Origin of the sequence: Moorena sp. SIOASIH (assembly GCF_010671925.1) — a bacterium.
GTDB lineage: Bacteria > Cyanobacteriota > Cyanobacteriia > Cyanobacteriales > Coleofasciculaceae > Moorena.
Window position 1 is genome coordinate 1 of record NZ_JAAHIH010000013.1, and the last position, 23,925, is coordinate 23,925.

A 23,925-nucleotide genomic window follows, 5' to 3' on the forward strand; every position below is an offset into this window, starting at 1 on the left:
TTCTTGCGGTCCTCCGAGTGGCGTATCGAACTATAGTCGTGTTTGATTTTGGTGTATTGAGTATGTTCTACTTCCATATACTTACATCCTGCATTTTTGGACTTTCTTTTTTTTTTTTTTTTTTTTTCCCCGACTCCCGACTCCCGACTCCCGACTCCCGACTCCCGACTCCCGACTCCCAGCAGAAGTTAATTGCCGTTGGCAAGAAAACTGTGGCACATTGGTAAAGTTAGCTTAATTCGCGCTTATGCCCCACGTCCGCACCTGCATGTCGGCGTGGTCAGAAGTTACCGCATTCAGAGGGTCGCCTTTATGGTTAGCAGGCTATGCAGATGCATGGTTAAAACTTATTGATTAAGAGCTGATTCGTAAACTCGCTGTAATCCTTGTAGGATAAGCTTTTCACCAAAATAAAACCTTTGAACTATTGAAGAGCCAAAAGACAATCATAGCAAGGCTTTCAGACTTATTAAGATTTACTTTACGAATTAGCTCTAAGGCGACCCTCTGATCAGGTTTCGTCTCCCGGATGAATGGCGGACAGGAGCTTTGATACTTTGTTATCGTCTATTATAATGAAAATAGTAGGGTAATAAAATTAAGAGCTAACCGCCACCTACTAGCATTAATAGAACTTTTTTGTATTGTTCCGGCGCGGAGGGGCATCCCGTGTCGTCAATAAAGCTTGCCGAGTATCCTAACCGTTGGGTGGAGTTGGCAAGAAGCCTACACTGACTATTAGAGTTCAGTGTAGGAGTATGTCACTATGTCACATCGATGTTGCTCAGATGAGTACCGATCATGCGATCGCGCCATTTTAGTAGAGAAAACTCGTGCTTGACCTAAAGCAAATTCGGGAAAATCCACAAAAGGTTCAAGAACTACTAGACCGACGTAGTATCAATCAATATGACCTACAACCTATCCTGGAACTGAATCAGCGTCAGCGGGAGCTGGAAACATCCCGCACCCAGTTGCAGGCTCGTAGTAATGAAATTGGTAAGCTGATTGGTCAAAAAATCAAATCGGGTAGTCCTCCACAAAGCCCAGAAATTCAGTCGCTCAAGGAAGAGGGTAACCAAATCAAAACTAAGTTGAGCGAACTGGAACCCGAAGAAAAAGACCTAAAAGACCAGCTGAACACCCTCTTGCTATCCCTGCCCAACTTGCCCTGCGAATCCACACCGATTGGCAAGAGTGAAGCCGAAAATGTGGAAGTCCATCGCTGGGGTGATGAGTACATTCCCAAGGATTTCCCGATTCTCCCCCATTGGGACATTGCCGAAAAACTTGGCATTCTTAACTTTGAGCGAGGGGTGAAAATCGCTCAGAGTCGATTTGTGACATTGATCGGGGCTGGTGCTGCTTTGGAACGAGCACTGATTAACTTCATGCTTGACCAACAAATTGCTGCTGGCTATACCGAAGTGATGCCACCGGTACTGATCAACAGTGAATCCCTAACCGCTACCGGTCAGTTGCCTAAGTTTGCCGAGGACAGCTTCAAGTGCTCTGATGATGATTTGTGGTTAGCACCCACAGCAGAAGTGCCATTGGTCAATCTCTACCGAGACGAAATCCTCGAAGCATCCCAACTTCCCATTAATCTCTGTGCCTTCACCCCCTGCTTTCGCCGGGAAGCGGGTAGCTATGGAAGGGATACCCGGGGTCTAATTCGACTACACCAGTTTAATAAAGTTGAGCTAGTGAAAATTGTTGAGCCGAGTACTTCCTCCGAAGAGCATCAGAAGCTGCTTAAGAATGCTGAGGCGATCTTGGAAACCTTGAAATTACCCTACAGGACTGTAGAACTGTGTACAGGGGATATAGGTTTCTCAGCCGCTACAACCTATGACCTAGAAGTTTGGCTGCCTTCGCAAAGGACATATCGGGAAATTTCCAGTTGCTCCAATTGCTTTGATTTCCAGGCACGGCGGGGTAGGATTCGTTTCAAAGAGTCCGGGAAAAAAGGCACTAACTTTGTTCATACTCTCAATGGCTCAGGATTGGCAGTAGGGCGTACTATGTCAGCCATTCTGGAAAATTATCAGCAACCCGATGGAACGGTTAAGATACCAGAGGCTCTACAGCCTTATATGGGGCGAGATTTGTTGTAATACCATTAGCTTAAATTCTAGGTATTAGGTGTTAGGTATTAGGTGTTAGGTATTAGGTGTTAGGTATTAGGTGTGAGATATTAGGTGTTAGGTATAACAAGCACAGCACAGTTGACTGTTAGGTATAACAAGCACAGCACAGTTGACTGTTAGGTATAACAGGCACAGTTGACTGTTAGGTATAACAGGCACAGTTGACAGCCTCTGTGCTTGACTTGGGGCGCTTCATACCCTTGCCAGAACCCGCTTAGCCTAGAGCCTAGAGCCTAGACCCTAAAACCTAGAGCCTAGAGCCTAGAGCCTAGAACCTAATTGCAATGCCTATACAATAGAAAAATGAAGTTAACATTACATTAAATAAATTCTTCACTTATATGTCAATTTTGGCGGCGATTGCAGTTTTGGCAGTCTTGATTCTTGTTCACGAGCTGGGTCATTTTATGGCAGCTCGTCTGCAAGGAATCTATGCCAATCGCTTTTCTCTTGGCTTTGGTCCAATTCTCTGGAAATATCAGGGTCCAGAAACTGAGTATGCAGTGCGAGCGATTCCCCTAGGGGGGTTTGTGGGTTTTCCTGATGATGACCCCGATAGCGATATTCCTCCCAATGATCCCAATTTGCTCCGCAACCGACCGATTCTAGACCGGGCAATTGTGATTAGTGCTGGTGTCATTGCTAACTTAGTCTTTGCTTACTTCCTCCTTGTGGCTCAGGTAGGAATGGTTGGCATCTCCCAATTCAACTACCAACCGGGTGTGGTAGTGCCTAAACTTGCCCCAGAAAGCAGTTTAGTGGCTACAGAAGCAGGCCTTAAACCAAGAGACATAATTCTCGCCGTAGATGGTCAAGGGTTGGAAGCAAACCCGGAAGGGATTACTTTCCTGATGAAAGCGATTCAAAATCATCCCAACCAGCCCCTCGAAATGCGGATTCAGCGTCAAAAACAAACGCTACTGTTAAAGGTGATTCCGGAACCAGGGATAGATGGGAAAGGAAAAATTGGTGTACAACTGTCTCCCAATGGGGAGGAAGTGCGTCAACGTGCTGGTAGTTTGCTGGAGGTATTCAGTCGTGGTGCCGAAGAATATCAACGCATTACAGTCTTAACCCTGCAAGGCTTTGGTCAGCTACTGAGTAATTTTGGCGAAACGGCGGAACAAGTGTCTGGTCCAGTGGCAATTGTGGCGATTGGAGCCGATATTGCTCGTTCCAACGCTGTCAATCTTTTACAGTTTGCAGCTCTGATTAGTATCAATCTAGCGATTATTAATATCTTGCCCCTACCAGCCCTTGATGGTGGTCAGTTGGCTTTCTTACTGATTGAAGGACTTCGAGGTAAGCCCTTGCCCATGGAAGTACAGCAGAATATTATGCAAACTGGGCTAGTGCTGCTTCTGGGTTTAGGTGTTTTCTTGATTATTCGGGATACAGCTAACCTGGTTTGGGTACAAAACTTATTCCAGTAACCCGTGTTTGGTTGTTAGAGGTTACAGGTTACAGGTTATAGGTTACAGGTTGTAGGTTGCAGGTTACAGGTTACAGGTTACAGGTTACAGGTTACAGGTTGTAGGTTGCAGGTTAGAGGTTACAGGTGAGAGGTTACAGGTGAGAGGTTACAGGTTACAGGTTACAGGTTACAGGTTACAGGTTGTAGGTTAAAGGTTACAGGTGAGAGGTTGCAGGTGAGAGGTTCAAAGATTTCTTGACCTAGGTTAGTTTATCCTGTGGGTTTTACTGGTATAGCTTCAGAAGAGATTTACCCTAGATCTTCTCAACATTCAACCTTCCAACCTTCCAACCTTCCAACCTTCCAACCTTCTAACCTTCCAACCTTCCAACCTTCCAACCTTTCAACCTTCCAACCTTCCAACCTTCCAACCTTCCAACCTTCCAACCTTCCAACCTTCTAACCTTCCAACCCATGAGTATTACCCGAAAATGGTCTGCCAAGCAGCAACGATCCCTAGAGATTCTAATTCGCCTTAAGCGACTCTATCCGGAAGCCACCTGCACACTGAATTACGAAACGCCAGTACAGTTACTGGTGGCAACCATTCTTTCTGCTCAATGCACCGATGAACGTGTGAATCAGGTAACACCGGGGTTGTTTCGCCAGTTTCCTGATGCTGTTGCGATCGCTAGTGCTGATATAGAAGTCTTGGAAACTTTAGTGCGCTCTACTGGCTTTTATCGTAATAAGGCAAAAAATATTCAAGGTGCCTGCCGCATGATTGTTAAGGAATACGGTGGTCAGGTACCGAAACAAATGGACAAACTCCTCAAGTTGCCTGGAGTTGCTCGTAAAACCGCCAATGTAGTACTTGCCCATGCCTATGGTATTAACCAGGGAGTCACTGTAGACACTCACGTCAAGCGCCTCAGTCAGCGTCTAGGATTGACAGAACACACTGAGCCCATCAGGATTGAGCGAGATTTAATGGGGCTTTTGCCCCAGGAGGATTGGGAAAACTGGTCTATTCGGCTGATTTATCATGGTAGGGCAATTTGTAAAGCCCGAAAACCTGATTGTGATGCTTGTGTTTTGGCGGACTTATGTGCCAGTGCAGATCTGCCTGAGGTAACGACTACTACAACAGATCGCTGGAAAACTAATTAAGGCGATCGGATAAGATAAAAAGACAGTGTCTTGTTTTAGATATAATTTCGAGAATTAATGGCTAAAAAATCAATGATTGAGCGCGAAAAAAAGCGCAAAAAAATGGTAGAAAAGTACGCAGCTAAGCGGGAGGCGCTCAAGGAAGAGTTTAAAAATGCTGCGACTCAACGAGAAAGGTTAGAGATCCACCGGAAAATACAACAGCTCCCCCGCAACAGCGCCCCCTGCCGTGTGCGGAACCGTTGTTGGGTTACGGGGCGTCCTCGAGGTTACTACCGAGACTTTGGACTATCTCGCCATGTCTTGCGGGAATGGGCACACCAAGGTCTATTGCCAGGTGTGGTTAAATCAAGCTGGTAGGTTAATTGTTTGCAGGTTAACTGGTTGGAGGTTAACTGGTTGGAGGTTAACTGGTTGCAGGTTAACTGGTTGAAGGTTTTAGGTTGTCTGACATACCCGAGTCTACCCTTCGGGTTTTCCTACTTAAGAGGAGCATAGCCACTCTGCCTTGAGCTTCAACGGGCTCTTGCATGACGCTCTGGGAACTTTCAACCTTAAAACCTTGGCCAATAGGCCACGCTACGCGAACAACCTGAAACATCTACTGCCCACAACAGCGGTCAATGCCAAGACTTTGTAAGAGTAGGTCACTGACAGCGTTAGCGATCGCAAATTCGCCGTAAAAACTTTCTCGAAAGTCAAACGACTGCATTTCTGTAACAATAGCAATCACAAGTGAACCCAAATCATTTTCTCCTTCCATCCGTTGACGGACGAAAATCTGGGCGGCTCGTTGTGCAATCGTTTGATTAATTGCTTCTGGCAGAAACTCTTGATCTAGCCATTGCGCAAGAGTTTCTCGTAACCATTCACCTTCCTGCTCAGGATTTGCAGCTGGTGGCAGAGTAATCGCTGGAATTGGTTTCGGTTTAGCCATAAATTAGGTTTGGTGACGGCTAAGCTAAATAGTTTTCTGTTGACATTTGATTCCATGATACTGTCAACACTCAACACTTAACACTCAACACTCAACACTCAACAAACTGATCCTGCTATTTGCTAAGCGCGTTTGTATTTGAGATGTAAACCTGTATGGTCTTTTTTTATTGGACAATAAAACTCCGGATCTATTTCCACTCCTGGAAGGGGTTAGGGGTTGGTTACTCTTGCCTCTTGCCCGCCCCCCTTATTAAGGGGGGTTAGGGGGGATTCCTCTTGCCTCTTGGCCTTTGGGAGTATGTTCACAACCCAGATACAAAAGCGCTTATTAAAGACCAAATAGCCTCTTGAGTCGCTTGCGAACCCAAACTAAAAGATTTCTGTCATCTTCTGCTGCATCCAACAACCCCATTTTCCGCATCTGTTTTTGTCGCTCAGCTAATTCTTCCTGATGCTTGCCTAATTCCTGGACAATGATCTCAGATAGATCTGGATAGTCCTGCAATAGTTGTTTAAAACCTTTATTGCTAATTACAAATAATAGTGACTCTTCTAACGCTCTAACTGATGCTGTTCTTGGTACGCCTAACATTAACGAAAGTTCCCCAAAAAATTGACCTGCCTGAAGACTATTAAGAGTTTTGTTAATCCTCTCTACAAAGACTTCGACAGAACCAGCTAGGATAATATAAAACGCATCTCCAGGGTCGCCTTCATGAAATAAAATCTCTGAGGAACGTAAGCGCTTTCGGTATCCAATTTCAATTAATTGTCTTAGTTCTAATTCAGTAAAATTTTTAAAATAATCGACCTGCCGCAGTAAGTCACGTAAAGCTAAAGGTCTAGGTGTTTTAACTTTGAACGGCTGCTGATTTGATTGTTCAATATTTTCTTCAATAGTTTCAATATTTTGACTGTGAATCTCTCTCCCCATCAGGGCTTCAGGGTTGCGCAGCCAAAAATCCCTTTGAGGGAAAGGAATTGACAGTCCCTGCTGACGTAAATTATATTCAATAATAAAATTCAAAGAACTTCTTATAAAAGGTTCTTGATCAATTCGATTGACCCATACCCGAAGTTCAAAGTTTAAAGAACTATCACCAAACCCTTTAAAAAGAACTCTTGGTGTCGGCTCAGATAAGACAGATGGTTCTAAATAAGCAGATTTTAACAGGACTTCTGTCACTAATACTGGATCACTATCGTAAGCGACTCCTACAGGTATGTGTATACGAGCTTTATAGCTGTCAAAAGTCCAGTTAAGCATTCGGTTTTCCACCAAATGAGAGTTAGGAACTACTACATCTCCCCCCTCCCTTGTGCGGATGATTGTAGACCGCATGGAGACTTCTTTAACATATCCGGATAAGCCATCAAATTCAATGAAATCACCAACTCTTATTGTTCGTTCTAATAGTAATGTCACACCACTGATAAAGTTTTTAGTTATATCCTGTAGTCCAAAACCAATTCCAACCCCTAAGCCACCAGCAATAACGGCTAATGACCCCAATTCAAAGTTATTATTCAGAACAATTACAATGCCTAATATCCCAAATGCGTAGCTGATGATTGTAGCAATGACTGCTTGATTAGCTTCGTCAATCCCCATTTGGGGAAGTAGCTCTTGTTTTAGAAAGTTTTTGAGGGTACTAGCCAAAAAAATTACTATCATTAAAGACAGTACTATTTGGATTAATAATTTAATAGATACTTCAGTATTACCTACTTTAAAAATGATTGATTTAATTAGATCTAAACCCCCGATAAAATATATAATATATACCAATACAATTAAAATTGTATAACTAATTATTTTCGATAAAAATTCTCTTTTATTTGGATCATTTACTAGCTTATTAAGCAGTTTATAATTCAGGATTTTTTTGAAATCTTGAATTATAAATTTAGCAATTAAAAATAAAAAGATTAATTGAAGGATGGTGAGAAGAGATACAGGCACTTCTCCCAGTTGGAAGAGGGATTTTTTTAAGAATTTTGGAACTAATTTATCAAGAGGCATAAATAACTGCTTTTCAGCTATCAATCTATATTGATACCACTTAATTTTAGTATTATTTTACTATTCCGATCTCAGAGTTGCTATTTACCACTTTTCCCGCTTGCAACTCCCAGACCAGTGAAATTCATTGCACGACCGAGCATGAAGCGCTTTGAGCAACACAAGTACTTTTGAGTCAGGCACAAGCAACAAACCTGACAACAAAGCCTAAAAACCCCTTGCCACACTGACAAAATCAGTAATCAGCACACTAATCAGCAGTCAGTACTAGCTTCAAGTTAGCTTCAGAGATTATTACATATTATACCATGTTTGACAATGATGTGACGGTCTCTGTCAAATGTAATCACACCACGGTTATGGAGTTCTCCTAGAGTTTTAGTCACTGTGACCCGAGAGGTGCCGATGGCATTAGCTAGATTCTGATGGGTCATGCGCACACTCAAGCGAGTGCCTTCGGGAACTGGTTCCCCCATTTCCTGTTTCAACAAGAATAATAACTGCTGCAAGCGGTCTTCAACTCGGCGCAGTCCAGCGATCGCTAAAAGTGCTTCTGTCTGTTGTATCCTGTGACCTAGCTGATTGAATAGGGTGTGAGATAGATGAGGGGACGCCTCCAATTCAATCATCGAAAACCATTTAAGATGCACTTCGGATAAAGCTTGAGCCTGATAGGTGTCTAGAGCAGCCAACCCAATCCGGAAGGAGGTATCGGGCAATGCCCAACCTAGTAGCACTTCCTCTCCATCAAGGTTAATTTTACCAAAAAAATGGGTCTAAAGCCCCGTCCTTCGTTCGACGGCAATTCTAAGAGACAATGGGATTGAAAGTTGGCACCTTGTGTGCTAGAGTAAAAGTATAATCAATAGACTGTAGTAGCTAGATACTGTCTAAACATAAGTAGGCAACGTAAAAAATATGTAGAGCGTACATATTGCGTAATTGGGTCTAACGACTTAAATGTTTATGAAAGATTTAGATAAAAAAGTATCTAGGTATCTAGTTAAATAGATTTTGAAAAGGTACGGTGGGGCACACCGAAACCCAAGTCGGAAGACTAAATACGCTTGGGTCGAGGAGACCTCTATTTTTCCTGGCTCCGGCCTGGTTAAACAAGTCACCCCGTGGAAGCAAGAATCCCCGTCCTTCCAGGGCGGGGAGTGTCAATCAGTTGAACAATACCTTGACAGACTTGCCAGATCCCAGGTGCAACCAAAGGAATGATTTCCCCCTTTGAATACCAACGCAGCCGCTGTCGCTGTTTTTGTCCGTCTTGGGATATTCCGTGAAAAACCTTTTGGGTTAGAGGCATTGTTTATAAGTTCTGTAGCTTCATTAGCTCTATTAAACGCTCTTTGTAATGGCTAGGCAAAATGGTTTTGGTTTACCGTTGACTGTTGACCGTCCAGGGTTGACCGTACCATGTACTTAAGAGTAAACAGTCAACAGCCAGCATCCTAACTTGATTTCTCCCTACTTAGCTTATATTTCTTCTTAACTGACATCAAAAACCTATACCAGGCTTGTGCTGGTCGGTCGTAAAATGTGAAGATATCCCCATAAGCAACTGTGGCATCCTGATGATGAAGCCAATGCTTTTCTGGAGTAGTAATGCACAAGAAGTTGCAAAGGCGCTCTAGGGTCTGGGGAGTTTTCCACTCCATCACAGAAACATGCCTCCAGATAACATGAAGCTCACCCAACACTAGTCCCAAGATAGTTCCTAGAGGAGAAATCTGCCAGAAGCAACGCACAAACATCAAGTAAGGAAAGGCACCTGCGAAACCATCAAGGATTACCAGGGGGTTCTTAGTTAATACAGCATAGTGAATAAAGCTACGATTCTTACTATGGTGTACTATGGCATGGAATTTACCAAAAATGTGCTCAGGGACATGGTACACAAAAGTAGAAAGGAAATCCCCAAGTAGTAGCTGCACTAAAGCAACCAATAAAATCTTAATGATGAACACATCTAACTCCTCTTCGTCTGCGCTGATCTTAGTCAACAAAAGTTAAGGTTTGTCAAAGAATAGGTTAAACTTAAATTTATTATTTATTGAAGGTATGCTACTATAGCAATTCTCAATCATTCTTGTACAATAATCGCTCTCTTATCTAAGATTTGAAATTAAGCCAATGTTTTCAACTTATCACTTATGACTCCTGACTTCTAATTTTTATACTTCATCTAAGTTGTACCACTCCGGCACGACGCGCTATATAATTTGAATTACTGAATTAATTGATATCCCTTTGCGGTTAATAGTTAATAGTTAATTGTCCCTTAACAATTAACCAACAAGCTTCAATGATCAGTAGTCAACTGGACAGCATATCAATCTGTCTATAGATGAGCTATAATTGACACCAATATCAAGCAGGTTTTTTATTTAAAAACATACTCAATTTAAATATTTTAAAACTAGCAATAATTTCAAGCGAAATCAAGTCTATAGTGACTTATCGTTTTCCAAATTACAGCGTTTTTCACAACTATGAGGTACACAAAATTTTTTCCCTGTTCCCTATTCCCTGTTCCCTGCTCCCTGCTCCCTAAAACCCAGAGATTTGTACCTGACCGAATTTAAAACCGATGTACATTATATCCCGCAACTATCACAGTTTTTTTTACAGGACTGACGCAGTAAGCTGATGTGCATTTAAATTGGTTATTCCCAGATCCGCTGTTCCCTTTGAGTAATTTAGGTATCCCAATCTAAATGCTGAACAACTTAACCTTACTTGTAGTGGCGTGGCCAGCTTAAAATGGTCTAATAGAGAGTAATATCATGTCGGGATAATTACCCTTAATAAAAATCTCCCCATCTCCCCATCTCCCCATCTCCCCATCTCCCCATCTCCCCACCCTCCCTCTAATTATGGGTATTCAACCTGACTTGATATAAGACGAAAAAGGTTAAATGGTAAGAAGAGGAGGATAATTCTAATGCATCAAATTAATCTGGCTACCCCACTAGGAAGCCACGGGGTCGGTTCCTACTAAATAAGCGCGTTTAGCCCCCAGTTTTGGGTAAGTCCTATTTTAATGACGAATTACCAATTACCAATTACCAATTACCAATTACCAATTACCATCAATTACCATAAAAGTTCAATCTTCCATTTCAGTTGACTCAGTTTGATCGGATTGGGTGCTTTCGGCATTTATCAACGTATTATTCAATGAATTTATGTTCCGCTTTCGTTCAGAGGCACGCTTATCCAAAATTGTCTTCAACCTTGCTGAAGGCATTTCTCCATTAATATGAATCTGAATTTTCGGACCCGAACTAGCTAGACGAATAATCATCCCATCGATAACCGGCATTTGGGTAATCCGCTTCCCATCCATGTAGGTGCCATTGGCACCTAAACTGATAATTTCCCAACCATTAGGATTCCGCCGTAGTTCTACATGGTGACGGGAAACTACAGCGCTATAGAGAATAACATGATTATCGGTTGACCGGCCAATCCGAATCACTGATTCTGTTTCAAAGGGCCAACTTTGAACAGGCACAGACTGGAGAGGATGCAGTAGGGTTAGGGTAATCGCCGGTGTCACATCTTTCAAGGATTTTGTCCTCACGGCCTGATACTGTTAACTATCCCCCACCGACACGACGTGGGATTTCCTTGCTTATACAGCCAAAAAGGCTGCCAGAGTTAGTCATATCTGCTTAGATTTGCAAGGACTGACATGCACCCCAATTAAGGCACACCTATATTAATATAGAGTTTGCTGTAAACACTATGACTATAGACGACCTTAGTAGAAGGGGCAATCTAGGAGAGTGCCACCATGGTGAATTATTAATGTGAAGTACCCCAACCTGCTTGCCTGAGCTTGGGGCAACCCAAGCTCAGGTCAATCAGGGACGGTCTTATTCGTCTTTAGAGTTTCCCGCTTCATCCGCCGAAGCCTCAACCAGAGGCGCGACCCTAGGCCGCGAGGGATTGCTCGCGGCCTAGGAGGCGCGCGCGTGCCGGTTTTGGTCTTACTTAGCGTCCACAGGCAGACATCCACCTTCCGCAGACGTATAACTTTGCCAGACAAACCTTGGAATCACAGCATCTAGGCTAACCAGCCGGGGCTTGTCTCTTCCCTGAACTCCGCGCTTTACTTTGTAAACCTAATGGTCTAAGTTAACCAAATTAAGACTGTTTTTAAGGTAGCCTTTTAGTCGGTCAGGCGGGTCATCAACCAGCTCTATTTTAGTACGATTCGTCACAAGTTGTCGTCTCGCTATCCATCTCGGAGACGAAACCGTAAGAGTGGTTCGCGGCTTGAGCGTCGGCAGGTTATGCTCGATCATGGTTAAATCTTTTTTAATAGCGATGCAGCGCGGTCTTGGGGAGGCAGTGCGGTCTTGGGGAGGCAGCGCGGTCTTGGGGAGGCAGTGCGGTCTTGGGGGTTCCCCCCATGAGCAACTGCCGTGGTTTCCCCCATGAGCGACTGCCGTGGTTCCCCCCATGAGCAACTGCCGTGGTTTCCACGGGGCAAACAGCGGTGCGGACGCAGGTTCCGCACACAGACCCATGCGCCACTCGCTATTGCATCAAGACAAGGCGACCCTCTAGAAACGGTAACTTCAAACCCACCTTCTAAAAAGGTGGGGAATTTCGCGAGTTTTGTTAAAATGAAGGTCTGCAATTGCCCATAACCCCTCTGACGAAACATCCTTTATTGACACTCCCCGGCCTTGCATACACGGGGATTCCTAGATCAACGAGCCGCCTTAAACCGCCGTATTCCTATTTTTGACGCCGCCAAAAACAAGACAGTACTTAAACCAAAAACCCGTCAAGACCAAGTTCTTAGTCAACTTACGACAGACCCAGAGGGCGATTCTCACGGTAGCGTTTAGTTACTTAATAGGAAGTGCATGTGCATAGTCCGTTTCCCTTCCTTTTCACTCGGTTCCGGTGTGCCCCACCGTACCGTTTTTTTTTCTCAAAGCGTGATTTTTCTAGGTTCACACACCAATTGGTAGTTGATGTAGTGGTGTTTAAGGAGGATTTTCCCTACCCTCCGGGCATTACTACTTTAAGCTCAATAAGTTACGGGTCTCTGACCCGGCTCAGCCAAGGCCAAAGGCCACGCTACGCGAACGGTTTTTCAGCCTGTACCCTATATTCTCAGTATACTCTGGCGCTATAGAATTGTCAACCTTTTACTGAAAGATTTTTTAGGTGACTAAAGTCGCGCTTGTTTCTTCATCCCCGGTTTAAAAACACGGGGCTTTCGACTTGTACGGATCCTAGTAAACTGCCCCGATAGTAAACTGCCCCGACCTAGCTAGCGCTTTAGGTCGGGGCTTTGTCCCAGATCAATTTTGCACAACCAGCAACCGCACCCACCTAGCACCGGAAACTCAAGAACTTTGGAACAAAAATGTCACTTTATCACCTTTCCCCAAGCTAATGCGATCGCCTGTTCTTAGCCGATGCCGATTGCCTGGTGCTAGAGACGTGTGGTTGACATAAGTGCCATTGGAGCTGCCTACATCTTCTATATAGTAGGTATCCCCCTCAACTCTGATATCGGCGTGAATGCGAGAGACAATGTCTGAGTCAGGAAAACCAGAGACATCAATATCTGGGGGAATTTTATCATTGGGCTTACCCAGATGAATCACCGATATATGCTGTGGTAACTCAATTGTTGTATTGGTTTGCATATGCAGCAGTTGAGCTGAGATTACCTGCAACTGAGTTTGGGCACTACCTCTATCCGGTACAGGGTGCGGTGGCGGGTTCTCTAAGTCAGCTTCTGGTATTGACGGTGAGGGTGAGTTTTGGCGAGATTCTTCCTGAGAAAACCCTAAATTACCAACGGTAGGCAGGGGCAATGGCAGGGTTTCTAAGTCAGGATTCTGCGGTTGAAATGCTTCTGAGTTGAGGGCTGGATTAACGACCGTAGCTGGCATAGGGGTGGTAGATTCAGCATCATCAGAACTGATAGGATTGGATGCTGGATCCGGGACTTGAGTATTCATAGCCATGGGTATAGGTTCAACAAGTGGGTCTGGGGATACCAAGTCGGGTATCTCTGGGGTAGAGTTTGACCCTGATTTCTCCCCTTTCTCCATATTGGCACCCACATTCAAGTGAAATCCACACTGACCACAGAAGCTCGCGTCAGTCTGAACTGTTGCACCACAGTTAGGACAGCTGGTAGTTGAAGGTAAGGGAGTGTAGCAGGCTTCACATTGGGTAGCCCCTTCCGGATTTTGGTGATTGCAGTTAGGGCAAACAATCATAGAACTTTAATTTATTATTTTTAACAGCTATTATCTAGTTTCAGATAATGTGACGATCATACACTTACCGATCGGGCAAGTGTAGGCTTAATGCACCTCTTAAGGCTACCAGAACTCCTTTCTCCAAAGGAGACTCTGCGCGAACGACGTACTATTAGTGATAGAACTATCAATAACTGGATTCCATCATGGCGCGTTTTCTTGTCAGGAACACGTCCTGCCCCACTTGTAATAGACTTGATTGAAGTTACTGTTTCGCACTTCATCGTTAACACTTGACACTTCCGGTTGGTCAATGTTTCAAATCTTCACCTGCTGATTCATCTAGAAGCCACCAAAGTTCTCCTTGGGGCTGGATCAACCGAGCTGGATAGGTTTGTGGATCAGCTTCGGGGGCAAATATTTGAGCTAAGGCTGCTCTTTTCCCAGCACCAGCAACCAGAAACATAACGCAGTTGGCATGGTTAATCAAGCTGGAGGTAAAGGTGATTCGTGGTTGACCATCTTTTTTGCCAACTGTAACGAGTCGGTCTTTTACTTGCAGAGCCTCTGTATGAGGAAATAGGGAGGCAGTATGGCCATCATCACCAATGCCTAACAAAATTAAATCAAAGTCAGGAAACTCTCCTACTGGTATGTCAAAAAACTCATACAGTTGAGCTTGATGTTTATCCGCATCAGCAGCAGGGCTAGAGCCGTCGGTGGGCACGGGGTGAATGTTAGCGTCTGGTATATCGACTTTGTCTAACCAGGCAAGACGAGCCATCCTTTGATTACTATCCGGGTGGTCGGGACTTACATAGCGTTCATCACCCCAAAACACATGAATGTTATTCCAGGCAAGGTCAAAGGTAGCGATCGCTTCATATAAAGGCTTGGGGGTGCTACCGCCAGCAAGGGCAATCGTACACCGACCGTTAGCCTGGATTGCTCCTTCGATTTTAGTGAGGACAACATCAACAGCTCGCCTAATCAAAGCTTCTTTATCCGGTACAACTTCAACCACTTTGTTCATAAAACCTGTCTGCTGAGGAACACTACATCCACAAGACTACCGTTAATCAGCTAGTGCGTAAGCTTTACCTGATTAAGGAAGAATACCAGAAATTATCCTAACACCTTGATTAGTGGTTAATGGTTAATGGTTAATGGTTAATGGTTAATGGTTAAGGCTGGTGACGCTCACCTAAAAGGTAGAGCGCGGGACTTCCCCTCTAAAACTTAACACCAGCTAGGATGTTGGAGTTAGGATTCTCGATTGCCATAGGTTAATATGGGCAAAGCGCCATGGTTGGCCTTCGTGCTCTTCTATTTTTCCACTTGACTGAGTACTCCAAAAACTAGTAAGCCAGTAAGTTGAGGAGGCATTACTCAGTCAAGTCCCGATCGATGATTAAGTTAATCTCATAATCGCGCTTCATAGCCAATGAATACTAATTCTGTTTATTCCTCGTTTACTGCTCTGACTCTTAAGGTTGTCGGGCTGATAATGATCGTTTCCTCTCTTTTGGATTACATCATTTTGGCAATTCCCCCACAGGGAGCTAGCCTGTTAAAGCCAGAGTGGCAGTTGAACTTTGCTACCCAAGTTGTTGACCGAGGCATTATCCCTATGGTCGGCATTGGGTTTTTATTTGCTGGATATTGGATTGCTCAAAGTGCTGCTACTGCTAGCACAGAGCCAAAATCTTCGGTTCAAGATCTCCGATTTTGGGTGCTGTGTCTGTCTAGTTTTCTAGGGTTGGTCTTTCTGCTAATGGTACCCCTACATCTCAATAACCTTCGTTTGCAAAGTTCTCAGGCTCTAGAACAAATTAACCAAAGAGCCAAGACCGCCGAAGTTCAACTGGAAAACCGCACTCAGCAAGTCACTGAACTTCTCAAAAGTCCTCAGGGTATAGCCCAGGTAGAAAAGAGACTCGCCGATTTAGACGCAGCCATTAAAAGTGGTAGGATTCCAGCACAACAGCTTGATCAAGCCAAAGCTCAGGCTAACAGAGTTAGACAACAATTGCAGGCAATTAAGGAAAACCCTGATCTGCTCAATCAAGAAGTAGAGCAGAATATTAACCAAATTCGTAGTCAGAAACTTCAACTAGAGAAACGAGCCACCACTGAAGCTTTCAAACTGGGCATTAAAACTGGTCTGAGTAGCTTACTCCTAGCAATTGGCTATATTGCTATTGGCTGGACCGGATTGCGAGGGTTGGGAAGTACACCAGTAACCCGTCGTGGCCAAGCTTAGTAGGGTAGAGACTTTTAACCCTGACCAGATTTTTGATGATGATCCGCTTGACATGTTCTCGATCTATATCCTGACCTACAACGAAGAACTAGATATTGCTGCTTGTATCGAGTCAGCCAATCTCTCGGACGATGTGATTATCGTAGATTCAATCAGTAGCGATCGCACTGTAGAAATTGCTAGTCAGTATCCGGTGCGAGTTGTGCAGCACGCCTTTGAAAGTCACGGACGTCAGCGCACCTGGATGCTAAAGGAAGTGCCCACCAAGTACGAATGGGTCTATATCCTTGAAGCTGATGAACGCATGACCCCTGAGTTATTTGCCGAATGCCAGGGAGCAATACAACGACAGGAGCATGTGGCTTATTACGTTGCAGAGCGGGTCATGTTCATGAATCGCTGGATTCGCTACTCTACTCAGTATCCCCGTTACCAACTACGGCTGTTTCGTAAGGACAAGGTTTGGTTTGATGATTATGGTCATACGGAACGGGAAGTATGTGATGGACCGACTGGTTTCATCAAGGAAACTTACCCTCACTACACCAACAGTAAGGGATTTACCCGCTGGATTGATAAACACAATCGCTACTCTAGCGACGAAGCTATCGAAACCTTGCGCCAGTTGGAGCAAGGAACTGTTGAGTGGCGAGACCTATTTTTTGGGCGTTCGGAAGTAGAAAGACGCCGTGCCCTCAAAAACTTGTCCTTACGCTTGCCCTGGCGACCTGTATTGCGTTTTATATACATGTATTTCCTACTGGGAGGCTTCCTGGATGGTCAAGCCGGGTTTACCTGGTGTACCTTACAAGCATTTTATGAGTATCTGATATTGGTCAAACTTTGGGAACTCAAGCATCCCATGCACCCTCCCAGTAGCCGTGTCATGTCCTCAACTTCCCAAGGCTCAAAAGACTCTGATGCTAGCCAGGTCACTTCATCCTCATCCTAGTAGTCTTGATGTCAGATTAGGGTAGAATCAAAGAGATTACTATACCATTGGCTAACTAACTGATAAATCTAACATTTCATAGTAAAACTGGGTAGCAGCAATCCCCCCCCGCGTCTAATCACCGAGGAGTGTCAATTCCGATTCTCTATCTTTGTTAATCTATCTCTGGTAATATGTAAACAATAATACCGATTGGTCTGGTCAAAGGGAAAAAGCTGGTCTGATGTTAGTTCATGCCAGTAATAACCCTATAGCCAGTGCTGGTTAAAATCTAGTCATGGGTATAACGCCCTAATGTCATCATCATCTTGTCAAGCATTAACTAGCGCCAGACTTTGGAAGTGGTCTTCTAGATTGATGCAAACGGGCTACCGTTTTGTGGCAGTATCTAGAAACCAGATTTGGAGTAGCTAAAGCCAGCTCCAAACTCTAGAACGGCAAGGTAAAACAGGTGTAATTCCACTTTTAAAACTTACCTTTAAAGTATTTATTCTCCAAAACCAAAAAAGATCAGGAGAATGTTAGCCATGGGTCGCCATGCCTAGGGTTAACTATTGAAAACAGTTAATGGGTGCAGCGTAGGTTTTCCCTATGATATAGCTTACCATGGGTGAAAGCAACCCCGCTTTACTCCCACTCCACCTACTTTAAAATTAGTGTCTATTGGCGATAGCTGAGTTCGTTCCAGTAGCGTGCGCCTATGCGCAATCTAACCAACTATCCGACCATTGAGGAGTCTAAAGTCAGGATATTCGAGTCAGACTAATTGATTGTCAAGGAATTTTTACCTTGAAATCCTCGAAAGAATCTAATAATCGTTCTGTATAGTCCCACTAACATAGCTGAATTATTATGATGAAAACTCAATTCTATATCCTGTCTCATTCTCATAGGCGAGTAAATTGATTAGAACGAACTGAGGTATACTAGTCTATAACGGCTATATCCACCTTGGCATTTTTTCACCCACTCCAAAAAAAGTGGCTATAACAAGGTAAGCTATCAGCTATCAGCGTGTCGCGTATCAGCTATTAGCGTGTAGCGTATCAGCCAAAAGGCCTGTAGCAACGCTACCGGAACAGTTTATGCCCATAGCGCACTCTACACCGAACAGCTTTTGAATAAAATACGCTGACGGCTGATGAATAAAATACGCTGACGGCATTAGGCTGAATGCTTACATAAAAAGTTGGAAGAGTAGTAGGGAATTGAGGTGGCTAGTCAAAAATTTTATTCAGTTATTAAAAGGAGAATCTGTGCTCTGTGTTCGAGGGCTTGAAGCAGGATCTAAAAAATGACCTAATTGCGGGGATTCTAGTGGTAATTCCCCTGGCTACCACAATCTGGCTGACGATTACAATCGCCAACTGGGTGATAAATTTTTTAACTAGAATTCCCAAACAAATTAACCCTTTTGATAATCTCCACCCCATCTTAGTAAATTTGCTTAATTTAGCAGTGGGACTGACAGTACCACTACTATTTATTATGCTGATTGGCTTAATGGCACGCAACATTGTTGGACGGTGGTTGCTAGATTTGGGTGAGAAAATATTGCAGGCGATTCCCTTAGCTGGCTCAGTCTACAAAACCCTTAAACAGATTTTGGAAACCCTTTTACAGGATTCTAAAACTAAGTTTAGTCGGGTGATTTTGGTAGAGTATCCTCGCCAAGGAGTCTGGGCGATCGCTTTCGTCACAGGTGTTGTCAGTGCACAACTCCAATCCCACATGAATCGCCCGATGTTGAGCGTTTTCATACCTACTACTCCTAATCCCACCAGTGGCTGGTATGCTATGGTTCCTGAACAGGACGTCATTAATCTTTCGATGTCCATCGAAGATGCCTTTAAAGTATTGCTCTCAGGTGGAATTGTTAGCCCAGATAGCCCGGCAATCCCAATTAACCTACAGCAGCCTCCTGAAAAGCAACCATTGGAAGAACCATTGCCTGAGATGATACAGCAGGTTTTGCCAACAGAAGAAACCTAATCTTTTTGGGTAAAAGGACAAAATTAGCTAAGGACAAAAAATGCAACCTCGCAGAATTGCCCGTGAACTGGCTCTTTTGAGCATCTCTCAGATGCCCAACTCACCAGAGCGGTTGGATACACAACAACTGAATAATCTGGTGCTGGCGGCTATTCGTACCCTGACTGGAGAAATTCAAGAGGCTTTAGAAACGGCGGCGGCTGAATTGAAACGGGGTAGCGATCGCATTCTCGAAAGTGAAACTCGCGCTACTGATGTACGTAGTGCTAGAGCAATGGTAACGGATGCAATTGAGTTAACTGAGAAAGCGATCAATCACTTGGGAAGTGCGGTAGAGATTCCCGAAATTGTCCAGTTGTCTAATACGGCTGAAGTCCGTAGCTATACCCTAGAAATTCTCAAAGCTGTCAGTCGTAGACAGCTTGAGATTGATCAGATGTTGAACCAAGCCCTTAAAGATTGGCAACTGAAGCGCTTGCCCCGTATTGACCGGGATATTCTGCGGATGGCTGTGGCTGAAATTGCGTTTTTAGGTATCCCAGACCGAGTCGCAATTAATGAAGCAGTGGAACTGGCTAAACGCTACAGTGATGAAGAGGGACACCGTTTTATTAATGGTGTCTTGCGTCGTGCCAATGAGTTGATTAAAACTCAAGCTCTACCACAATAGCGGAGGGAGTAGGGAGTAGGGAGTAGGGAGTAGGGAGTAGGGAGTAGGGAGTAGAGAGGGTAGTGGTAAAGATGTAGTGATTTGGCTAGGGTCTGGTCAAGGTAACGGGAGCTAAAATCACTACTTGTGTAGCACTACCGTAGAGAGGAGGAGTATCGGGAATAGCCTAAAATTAGGCTAATAGGCAAGACTATATTAGAAAATTAATAATATTAACTCAAATATCGATAAAATTAAGACAAACGCTTGGGGATTAGCCTAGGGCTAAGCACTCAAATCCTAAATCTAATATTTATATATAGTTAATTGACGCCATAGTCAAGTAAGGGTAATGGTCTTTAATTGGTTCCACCGAAAGTCTGATGCTAGCGCAGGGTCTGCTGAGAAAAAGGACTCTGATACATCTCAAGTAGAATCGGAACAAAAGGCAACAGAGCAACAACCAATAGACCAAGCTGATTCTAAATCTGCCGAAGAGTCATCCTCAGGTGCTGCCGATGATTACCTGAGTTGGGCAAAAGCTGCCTACAAAAATATTCAGAAGCAACAAGATCAATCTCCAGAGGAAGACACTACTGAAAGTAAGCCAGTGGATGATACAACGGCTCAGCCAGCAGCAACGGCTACGGCGGAAAAACCTCAAGAATCACAAGAGACTGAATCTCCAGCGGCTGAAACATCGGAAGGGTCTGAGGAAACTGACACGACAGTTGCGGCTGAGATAGGTCAGATAACTGTTGAAGCAGAATCACAAGCAGAATCACAAGCAGAATCTGAATTAGAAGAGTCTACGGTTAGTGAAGCTTCGGTAGATACTGCTGAAACGGTGGAACCAGTAACCGAGCAATCCTCTGATCAGATAGTAGAGGAGGCAGTATCAACACCATCGGATTCAGTGGATTCAGTTAAGTCTAATCATGACTCATCTATAGGTATGACCTTGGTTGAGAATAAACCAATCCCTGAGTCAGATGCCTTGACAAGTGATATAGCTCCATCAGCTGAGACAACAGAGGAAGAAACCCCTGCTTCTGGCCCCAGTTGGGCTCGTCGAGCAAGCACTAACCGACTAGCACGACTGGAACGTCTTAAGGAAACAGCTATTGAAACCCCTGAACCGGAACCCGAAGTGGCAACTGTGATCGAGGATGAAGGGGAAGCAGAGATAGATCAAGATATGCTGGGTCTGGCCTTTGATGATGGGTTCTTGTGGTCAGCAGAAGTGTTGGCATCTCAAGGAAGAAGTCCTGAGGATATCTCGATCGAGGAAATTAGCTGGCTCAAGCAACTGCGTCAGGGATTGGGCAAAACTCGTCGTGGCTTGATTAACCAAATAAAGGCGATTGTGGGTCAAGGCCCGTTGAATCAAGACGCGGTAATGGAGATTGAGGCGCTGCTGTTACAAGCAGATGTAGGAGTTGAGGCGACTGACTATATTATTGATACTCTACAAGCTAAGTTGCGGGAGGAGTCTCTACCAGCAGAAAAAGCGATCGCATATCTCAAACAAATCATCAGAGATTTGCTAGAGCAACCTTACAGTAACAATTACAGCCGGATCTTTGCTCCAGAAAACGATACCTTGAATATCTGGCTGATGACTGGAGTCAATGGTGCTGGCAAAACTACTACTATTGGTAAACTCGCTAACTTAGGTCAGAAGTCAGGCTACCGTTGTTTAATTGCAGCAGCAGATACCTTTCGAGCTGCTGCAGTCGAACAAGTTAAGATTTGGGGAGAGCGCAGTGGTACTGAAGTAATTGCTAATCCTGGTAAGAATACTGATCCAGCTGCTGTTGTGTTTGATGGCATTAGTGCTGCCCAATCTAGAAATACTGAATTACTGTTGGTGGATACAGCAGGACGATTACAAAATAAGAAAAATCTAATGGAGGAATTGGCGAAAATTCGGCGAATTGTCGCTAAAAAAGCCCCAGATGCCAAAGTTGAATCGTTGCTAGTGCTGGATGCTACTTTGGGTCAAAATGGTTTACGTCAAGCACAAGTCTTCTCAGAGGCAGCAAAACTGAGTGGAGTGGTATTGACAAAATTGGATGGAAGTGCTAAAGGTGGTGTCGCTTTAGCAGTAGTGCGGGAACTAGGCTTACCGATTCGGTTTATTGGTGCAGGAGAAGGGATTGAAGATTTGCGGCCTTTCTCTAGTTATGAGTTTGTGGAAGCTTTGCTGAGTGGCTAAGCTGGTTATGACAGCAAGGGAGTAGGGATTAGGGAGTAGGGAGTAGGGAGTAGGGAACAGGGAATAGGGAACAAAAATTATCACCATTCCTACACTCCCTATAGTCATGCTCTGATCACTGATTATGGGATCAGAAAAATCTAATTGCTAAAAAACGCGATCGCTAAAGTCTCGATCATCTAAAAAACGCGATCGCTAAAGTTTCGCTCATCAATGATAAGGCAGCTTGTAGTTGATTCGATTTTAATGGAATTGGCGGTAGGCCAAGCTACGCCAAGGCAAATTCCCCATCACGCTGAAATCACTTCAAAATCAGAAATCGTCTCAATCCACACCCGTGCTCCACACTTGAGGGGATCATCTGGACGATACATCACCCGACAGGGGCCATTGACCTCTACCGTATGACCATAAACGTTTTTAGAGCCTCGCTTGACGGTAATCACAGGATTACGCTCCCCGGTCTTGAGATTTTGGCGAATGACTTTCTGATTAACGTGGATCACAGCCTTAGTGTACTCTGTACGCTTTGACCAGTTCCGTTTTGGTCCGCGAGTGCCAGGAGTGACCACCGGCATACCATCAAACAACGGAATCACCCAAGTTCTACCCACCTTATAAGCGCCTTTAACTCTGCCTTTACCCAGAAGGTAACGGACGCGAGTGGCAGAAACACCCAGTAATTCAGCGGCTTGTGCAGTGGAAATCATCATGGGTAAAAAACCATTGCTTTAACGATATTATTACTTTAACACACTTGTTTTGAAAAGGCAAGGGCATGGCAAAACAATTGCATTGTCGCAATTTAAAGGAAAAATGGGAGTAGTGGGTGTAGTAAGTTAAAAATAATAAAAGGGTGGTTAAAAACTATTGCATTGTCACAATTTCTAATTCGGTGGGATGTATGGAGTTTATAGGGTAAATAATATTAATACTATAAAAAGGGGGTAAAAACTATTGCAGCGATGCAGCGCGGTCTTGGGGAGGCAGCAAGGTCTTGGGGGTCTCCCCCATGAGCGACTGCCGTGGTTTCCCCCATGAGCGACTGCATCAAGACATTGTCGCAATTTCTGATCTGGTGGGATATATAGAGTTTATAGGTTTTGTGGGATTTTTAAGTTAAGAGGGTTATCAAAAACTATTGCATTGTCGAAATACTAACTCTTGCCTGTTCCCTGTTGGCTTTCTTATGGAAAAGCGATTGACCTATGGTCAATCGCTTGTCTTATTCTCCCTTACGGCGGTTTGCATAACTATCAGGTACACAGGATTGTTTTCCCTCTTGCCTCTTGCCTCTTGCCTCTTGCCTCTTGCCTCTTGCCTCTTGCCTTCCCCTCCTGGGAGGGGTTAGGGGTGGGTTCCTCTTGCCTCTTGCCTCTTCACTGCTCCCTGCTCCCTGCTCCCTGCTCCCTAAAAACCCAGGACTTTGTACCTAACCGAATAGAAAACCGCTTTATGCACACTTTTGTTTTTTTGTCAATTCATAAGTCTTAAAATTTATCGATTGTTTCAGGGAAATTAGGGTTTTCAAATGAGATGTAAACATAGGATTGCTCTAACCGGAAACAAGAAACAGCTAAAAGAGAAGATTAGGAAAGGGCTCCAGGATTTTTGATGTGATCAGAAATCAGCCTTAGTGTTCATGACCTATTTGGAAAGGGGTTATTTTCTCTGATGAAAGAATAAAATATTAGTTAGATTAAAATTGTCTCTATCTGGTTCCTCTTGTTCAGGATTGTGGTATACTATTATCAAATAAACTATGCTCAAAGTACATAATCCTAAAAATATAGCTAGTTGTTATGGCTTGGCTAGACAAGTTGTTGTTACCTCAATTACAACCCTGATAGCTGATCATACTAGATAGTAATATAATACTAATTTTTATAATTTATAAGTCTGGGCAA

General features: G+C 44.0%; 21 protein-coding genes and 1 pseudogene. 13 read left to right on the forward strand and 9 right to left on the reverse strand.

What is annotated here, in order from left to right:
- The 6 genes and pseudogenes from F6J90_RS42790 to rpsN all read left to right on the forward strand — a co-directional run.
- Positions 1-227: hypothetical protein (locus F6J90_RS42790; protein ID WP_293108876.1), on the forward strand; the 227-nt coding region annotated here is incomplete at its 5' end.
- A 606-nt stretch (positions 228-833) separates the two neighbouring features.
- Complete coding sequence (gene serS, locus F6J90_RS42795) at positions 834-2,117, forward strand: serine--tRNA ligase (protein ID WP_293108879.1); 1,284 nt, start codon at positions 834-836, stop codon at positions 2,115-2,117.
- A gap of 374 nt (positions 2,118-2,491) precedes the next feature.
- Positions 2,492-3,583 (forward strand): RIP metalloprotease RseP, encoded by a 1,092-nt coding sequence (gene rseP, locus F6J90_RS42800; RefSeq protein WP_293108881.1) that lies wholly within the window; start codon positions 2,492-2,494, stop codon positions 3,581-3,583.
- Positions 3,584-3,841: 258 nt separating this feature from the next.
- Positions 3,842-3,961 (forward strand): annotated as a pseudogene (locus F6J90_RS43970) (hypothetical protein); the annotation flags it as partial.
- A 77-nt stretch (positions 3,962-4,038) separates the two neighbouring features.
- Positions 4,039-4,734, forward strand: a complete 696-nt coding sequence (nth, locus tag F6J90_RS42805) for an endonuclease III (protein WP_293108884.1) — start codon at positions 4,039-4,041, stop codon at positions 4,732-4,734.
- 57 nt (positions 4,735-4,791) lie between these two features.
- Positions 4,792-5,094, forward strand: coding sequence for a 30S ribosomal protein S14 (rpsN, locus tag F6J90_RS42810; RefSeq protein WP_008178551.1), 303 nt, complete (start codon positions 4,792-4,794; stop codon positions 5,092-5,094).
- A gap of 241 nt (positions 5,095-5,335) precedes the next feature.
- Here rpsN and F6J90_RS42815 read toward each other — a convergent pair whose 3' ends face one another.
- From F6J90_RS42815 to F6J90_RS42840, 6 genes are all read right to left on the reverse strand, one after another.
- Positions 5,336-5,671 carry a hypothetical protein gene (locus tag F6J90_RS42815; RefSeq protein WP_071104310.1) on the reverse strand — a complete coding sequence of 112 codons (336 nt, stop codon included), beginning with the start codon at positions 5,669-5,671 and terminating at the stop codon, positions 5,336-5,338.
- A gap of 330 nt (positions 5,672-6,001) precedes the next feature.
- Positions 6,002-7,696 (reverse strand): cyclic nucleotide-binding domain-containing protein, encoded by a 1,695-nt coding sequence (locus tag F6J90_RS42820; RefSeq protein WP_293108887.1) that lies wholly within the window; start codon positions 7,694-7,696, stop codon positions 6,002-6,004.
- 284 nt (positions 7,697-7,980) lie between these two features.
- Positions 7,981-8,433, reverse strand: a complete 453-nt coding sequence (locus F6J90_RS42825; RefSeq protein WP_293108890.1) for a Crp/Fnr family transcriptional regulator — start codon at positions 8,431-8,433, stop codon at positions 7,981-7,983.
- Between the two features lie 720 nt (positions 8,434-9,153).
- On the reverse strand, positions 9,154-9,705 hold the full coding sequence (locus tag F6J90_RS42830) for a sterol desaturase family protein (RefSeq protein WP_293108893.1): 552 nt from the start codon (positions 9,703-9,705) through the stop codon (positions 9,154-9,156).
- Positions 9,706-10,811: 1,106 nt separating this feature from the next.
- Positions 10,812-11,288, reverse strand: a complete 477-nt coding sequence (locus F6J90_RS42835; protein WP_293108896.1) for an FHA domain-containing protein — start codon at positions 11,286-11,288, stop codon at positions 10,812-10,814.
- Positions 11,289-11,832: 544 nt separating this feature from the next.
- Positions 11,833-12,174 (reverse strand): hypothetical protein, encoded by a 342-nt coding sequence (locus tag F6J90_RS42840; protein ID WP_293108899.1) that lies wholly within the window; start codon positions 12,172-12,174, stop codon positions 11,833-11,835.
- Between the two features lie 228 nt (positions 12,175-12,402).
- Between F6J90_RS42840 and F6J90_RS42845 the strand changes: the two genes are divergently transcribed.
- On the forward strand, positions 12,403-12,567 hold the full coding sequence (locus tag F6J90_RS42845) for a hypothetical protein (RefSeq protein ID WP_293108902.1): 165 nt from the start codon (positions 12,403-12,405) through the stop codon (positions 12,565-12,567).
- A gap of 507 nt (positions 12,568-13,074) precedes the next feature.
- On the opposite strand, the gene F6J90_RS42850 is transcribed toward F6J90_RS42845, so the two are convergent.
- Both F6J90_RS42850 and pgl read right to left on the reverse strand, forming a co-directional pair.
- On the reverse strand, positions 13,075-13,962 hold the full coding sequence (locus F6J90_RS42850; RefSeq protein ID WP_293108905.1) for an FHA domain-containing protein: 888 nt from the start codon (positions 13,960-13,962) through the stop codon (positions 13,075-13,077).
- 292 nt (positions 13,963-14,254) lie between these two features.
- Positions 14,255-14,977, reverse strand: a complete 723-nt coding sequence (gene pgl / locus F6J90_RS42855; protein ID WP_293108908.1) for a 6-phosphogluconolactonase — start codon at positions 14,975-14,977, stop codon at positions 14,255-14,257.
- A gap of 411 nt (positions 14,978-15,388) precedes the next feature.
- Here pgl and F6J90_RS42860 point away from each other — a divergent pair, with 411 nt between their 5' ends.
- The 5 genes from F6J90_RS42860 (at position 15,389) to ftsY (ending at position 22,018) form a co-directional block, all read left to right on the forward strand.
- The gene (locus tag F6J90_RS42860; protein ID WP_293108911.1) at positions 15,389-16,207 is read left to right on the forward strand and encodes an HpsJ family protein; all 819 of its coding nucleotides are present in this window, start codon (positions 15,389-15,391) and stop codon (positions 16,205-16,207) included.
- A gap of 52 nt (positions 16,208-16,259) precedes the next feature.
- A complete protein-coding gene (locus tag F6J90_RS42865) occupies positions 16,260-17,159 on the forward strand; it encodes a glycosyltransferase family 2 protein (RefSeq protein ID WP_293108913.1) in 900 nt (299 codons plus the stop codon).
- 1,263 nt (positions 17,160-18,422) lie between these two features.
- Positions 18,423-19,151, forward strand: coding sequence for a DUF502 domain-containing protein (locus F6J90_RS42870; RefSeq protein WP_293108916.1), 729 nt, complete (start codon positions 18,423-18,425; stop codon positions 19,149-19,151).
- Positions 19,152-19,191: 40 nt separating this feature from the next.
- The gene (nusB, locus tag F6J90_RS42875; RefSeq protein ID WP_293108919.1) at positions 19,192-19,821 is read left to right on the forward strand and encodes a transcription antitermination factor NusB; all 630 of its coding nucleotides are present in this window, start codon (positions 19,192-19,194) and stop codon (positions 19,819-19,821) included.
- Between the two features lie 331 nt (positions 19,822-20,152).
- Positions 20,153-22,018: a signal recognition particle-docking protein FtsY gene (gene ftsY / locus F6J90_RS42880; protein ID WP_293108921.1), complete on the forward strand. Its 1,866-nt coding sequence runs from the start codon at positions 20,153-20,155 to the stop codon at positions 22,016-22,018.
- A gap of 290 nt (positions 22,019-22,308) precedes the next feature.
- Here ftsY and F6J90_RS42885 read toward each other — a convergent pair whose 3' ends face one another.
- Positions 22,309-22,731, reverse strand: coding sequence for a helix-turn-helix domain-containing protein (locus F6J90_RS42885; RefSeq protein ID WP_044492023.1), 423 nt, complete (start codon positions 22,729-22,731; stop codon positions 22,309-22,311).
- A gap of 451 nt (positions 22,732-23,182) precedes the next feature.
- On the opposite strand from F6J90_RS42885, the gene F6J90_RS42890 reads away from it, so the two are divergent.
- Complete coding sequence (locus F6J90_RS42890) at positions 23,183-23,512, forward strand: hypothetical protein (RefSeq protein WP_293108924.1); 330 nt, start codon at positions 23,183-23,185, stop codon at positions 23,510-23,512.
- The last annotated feature ends 413 nt before the right edge of the window (positions 23,513-23,925 follow it).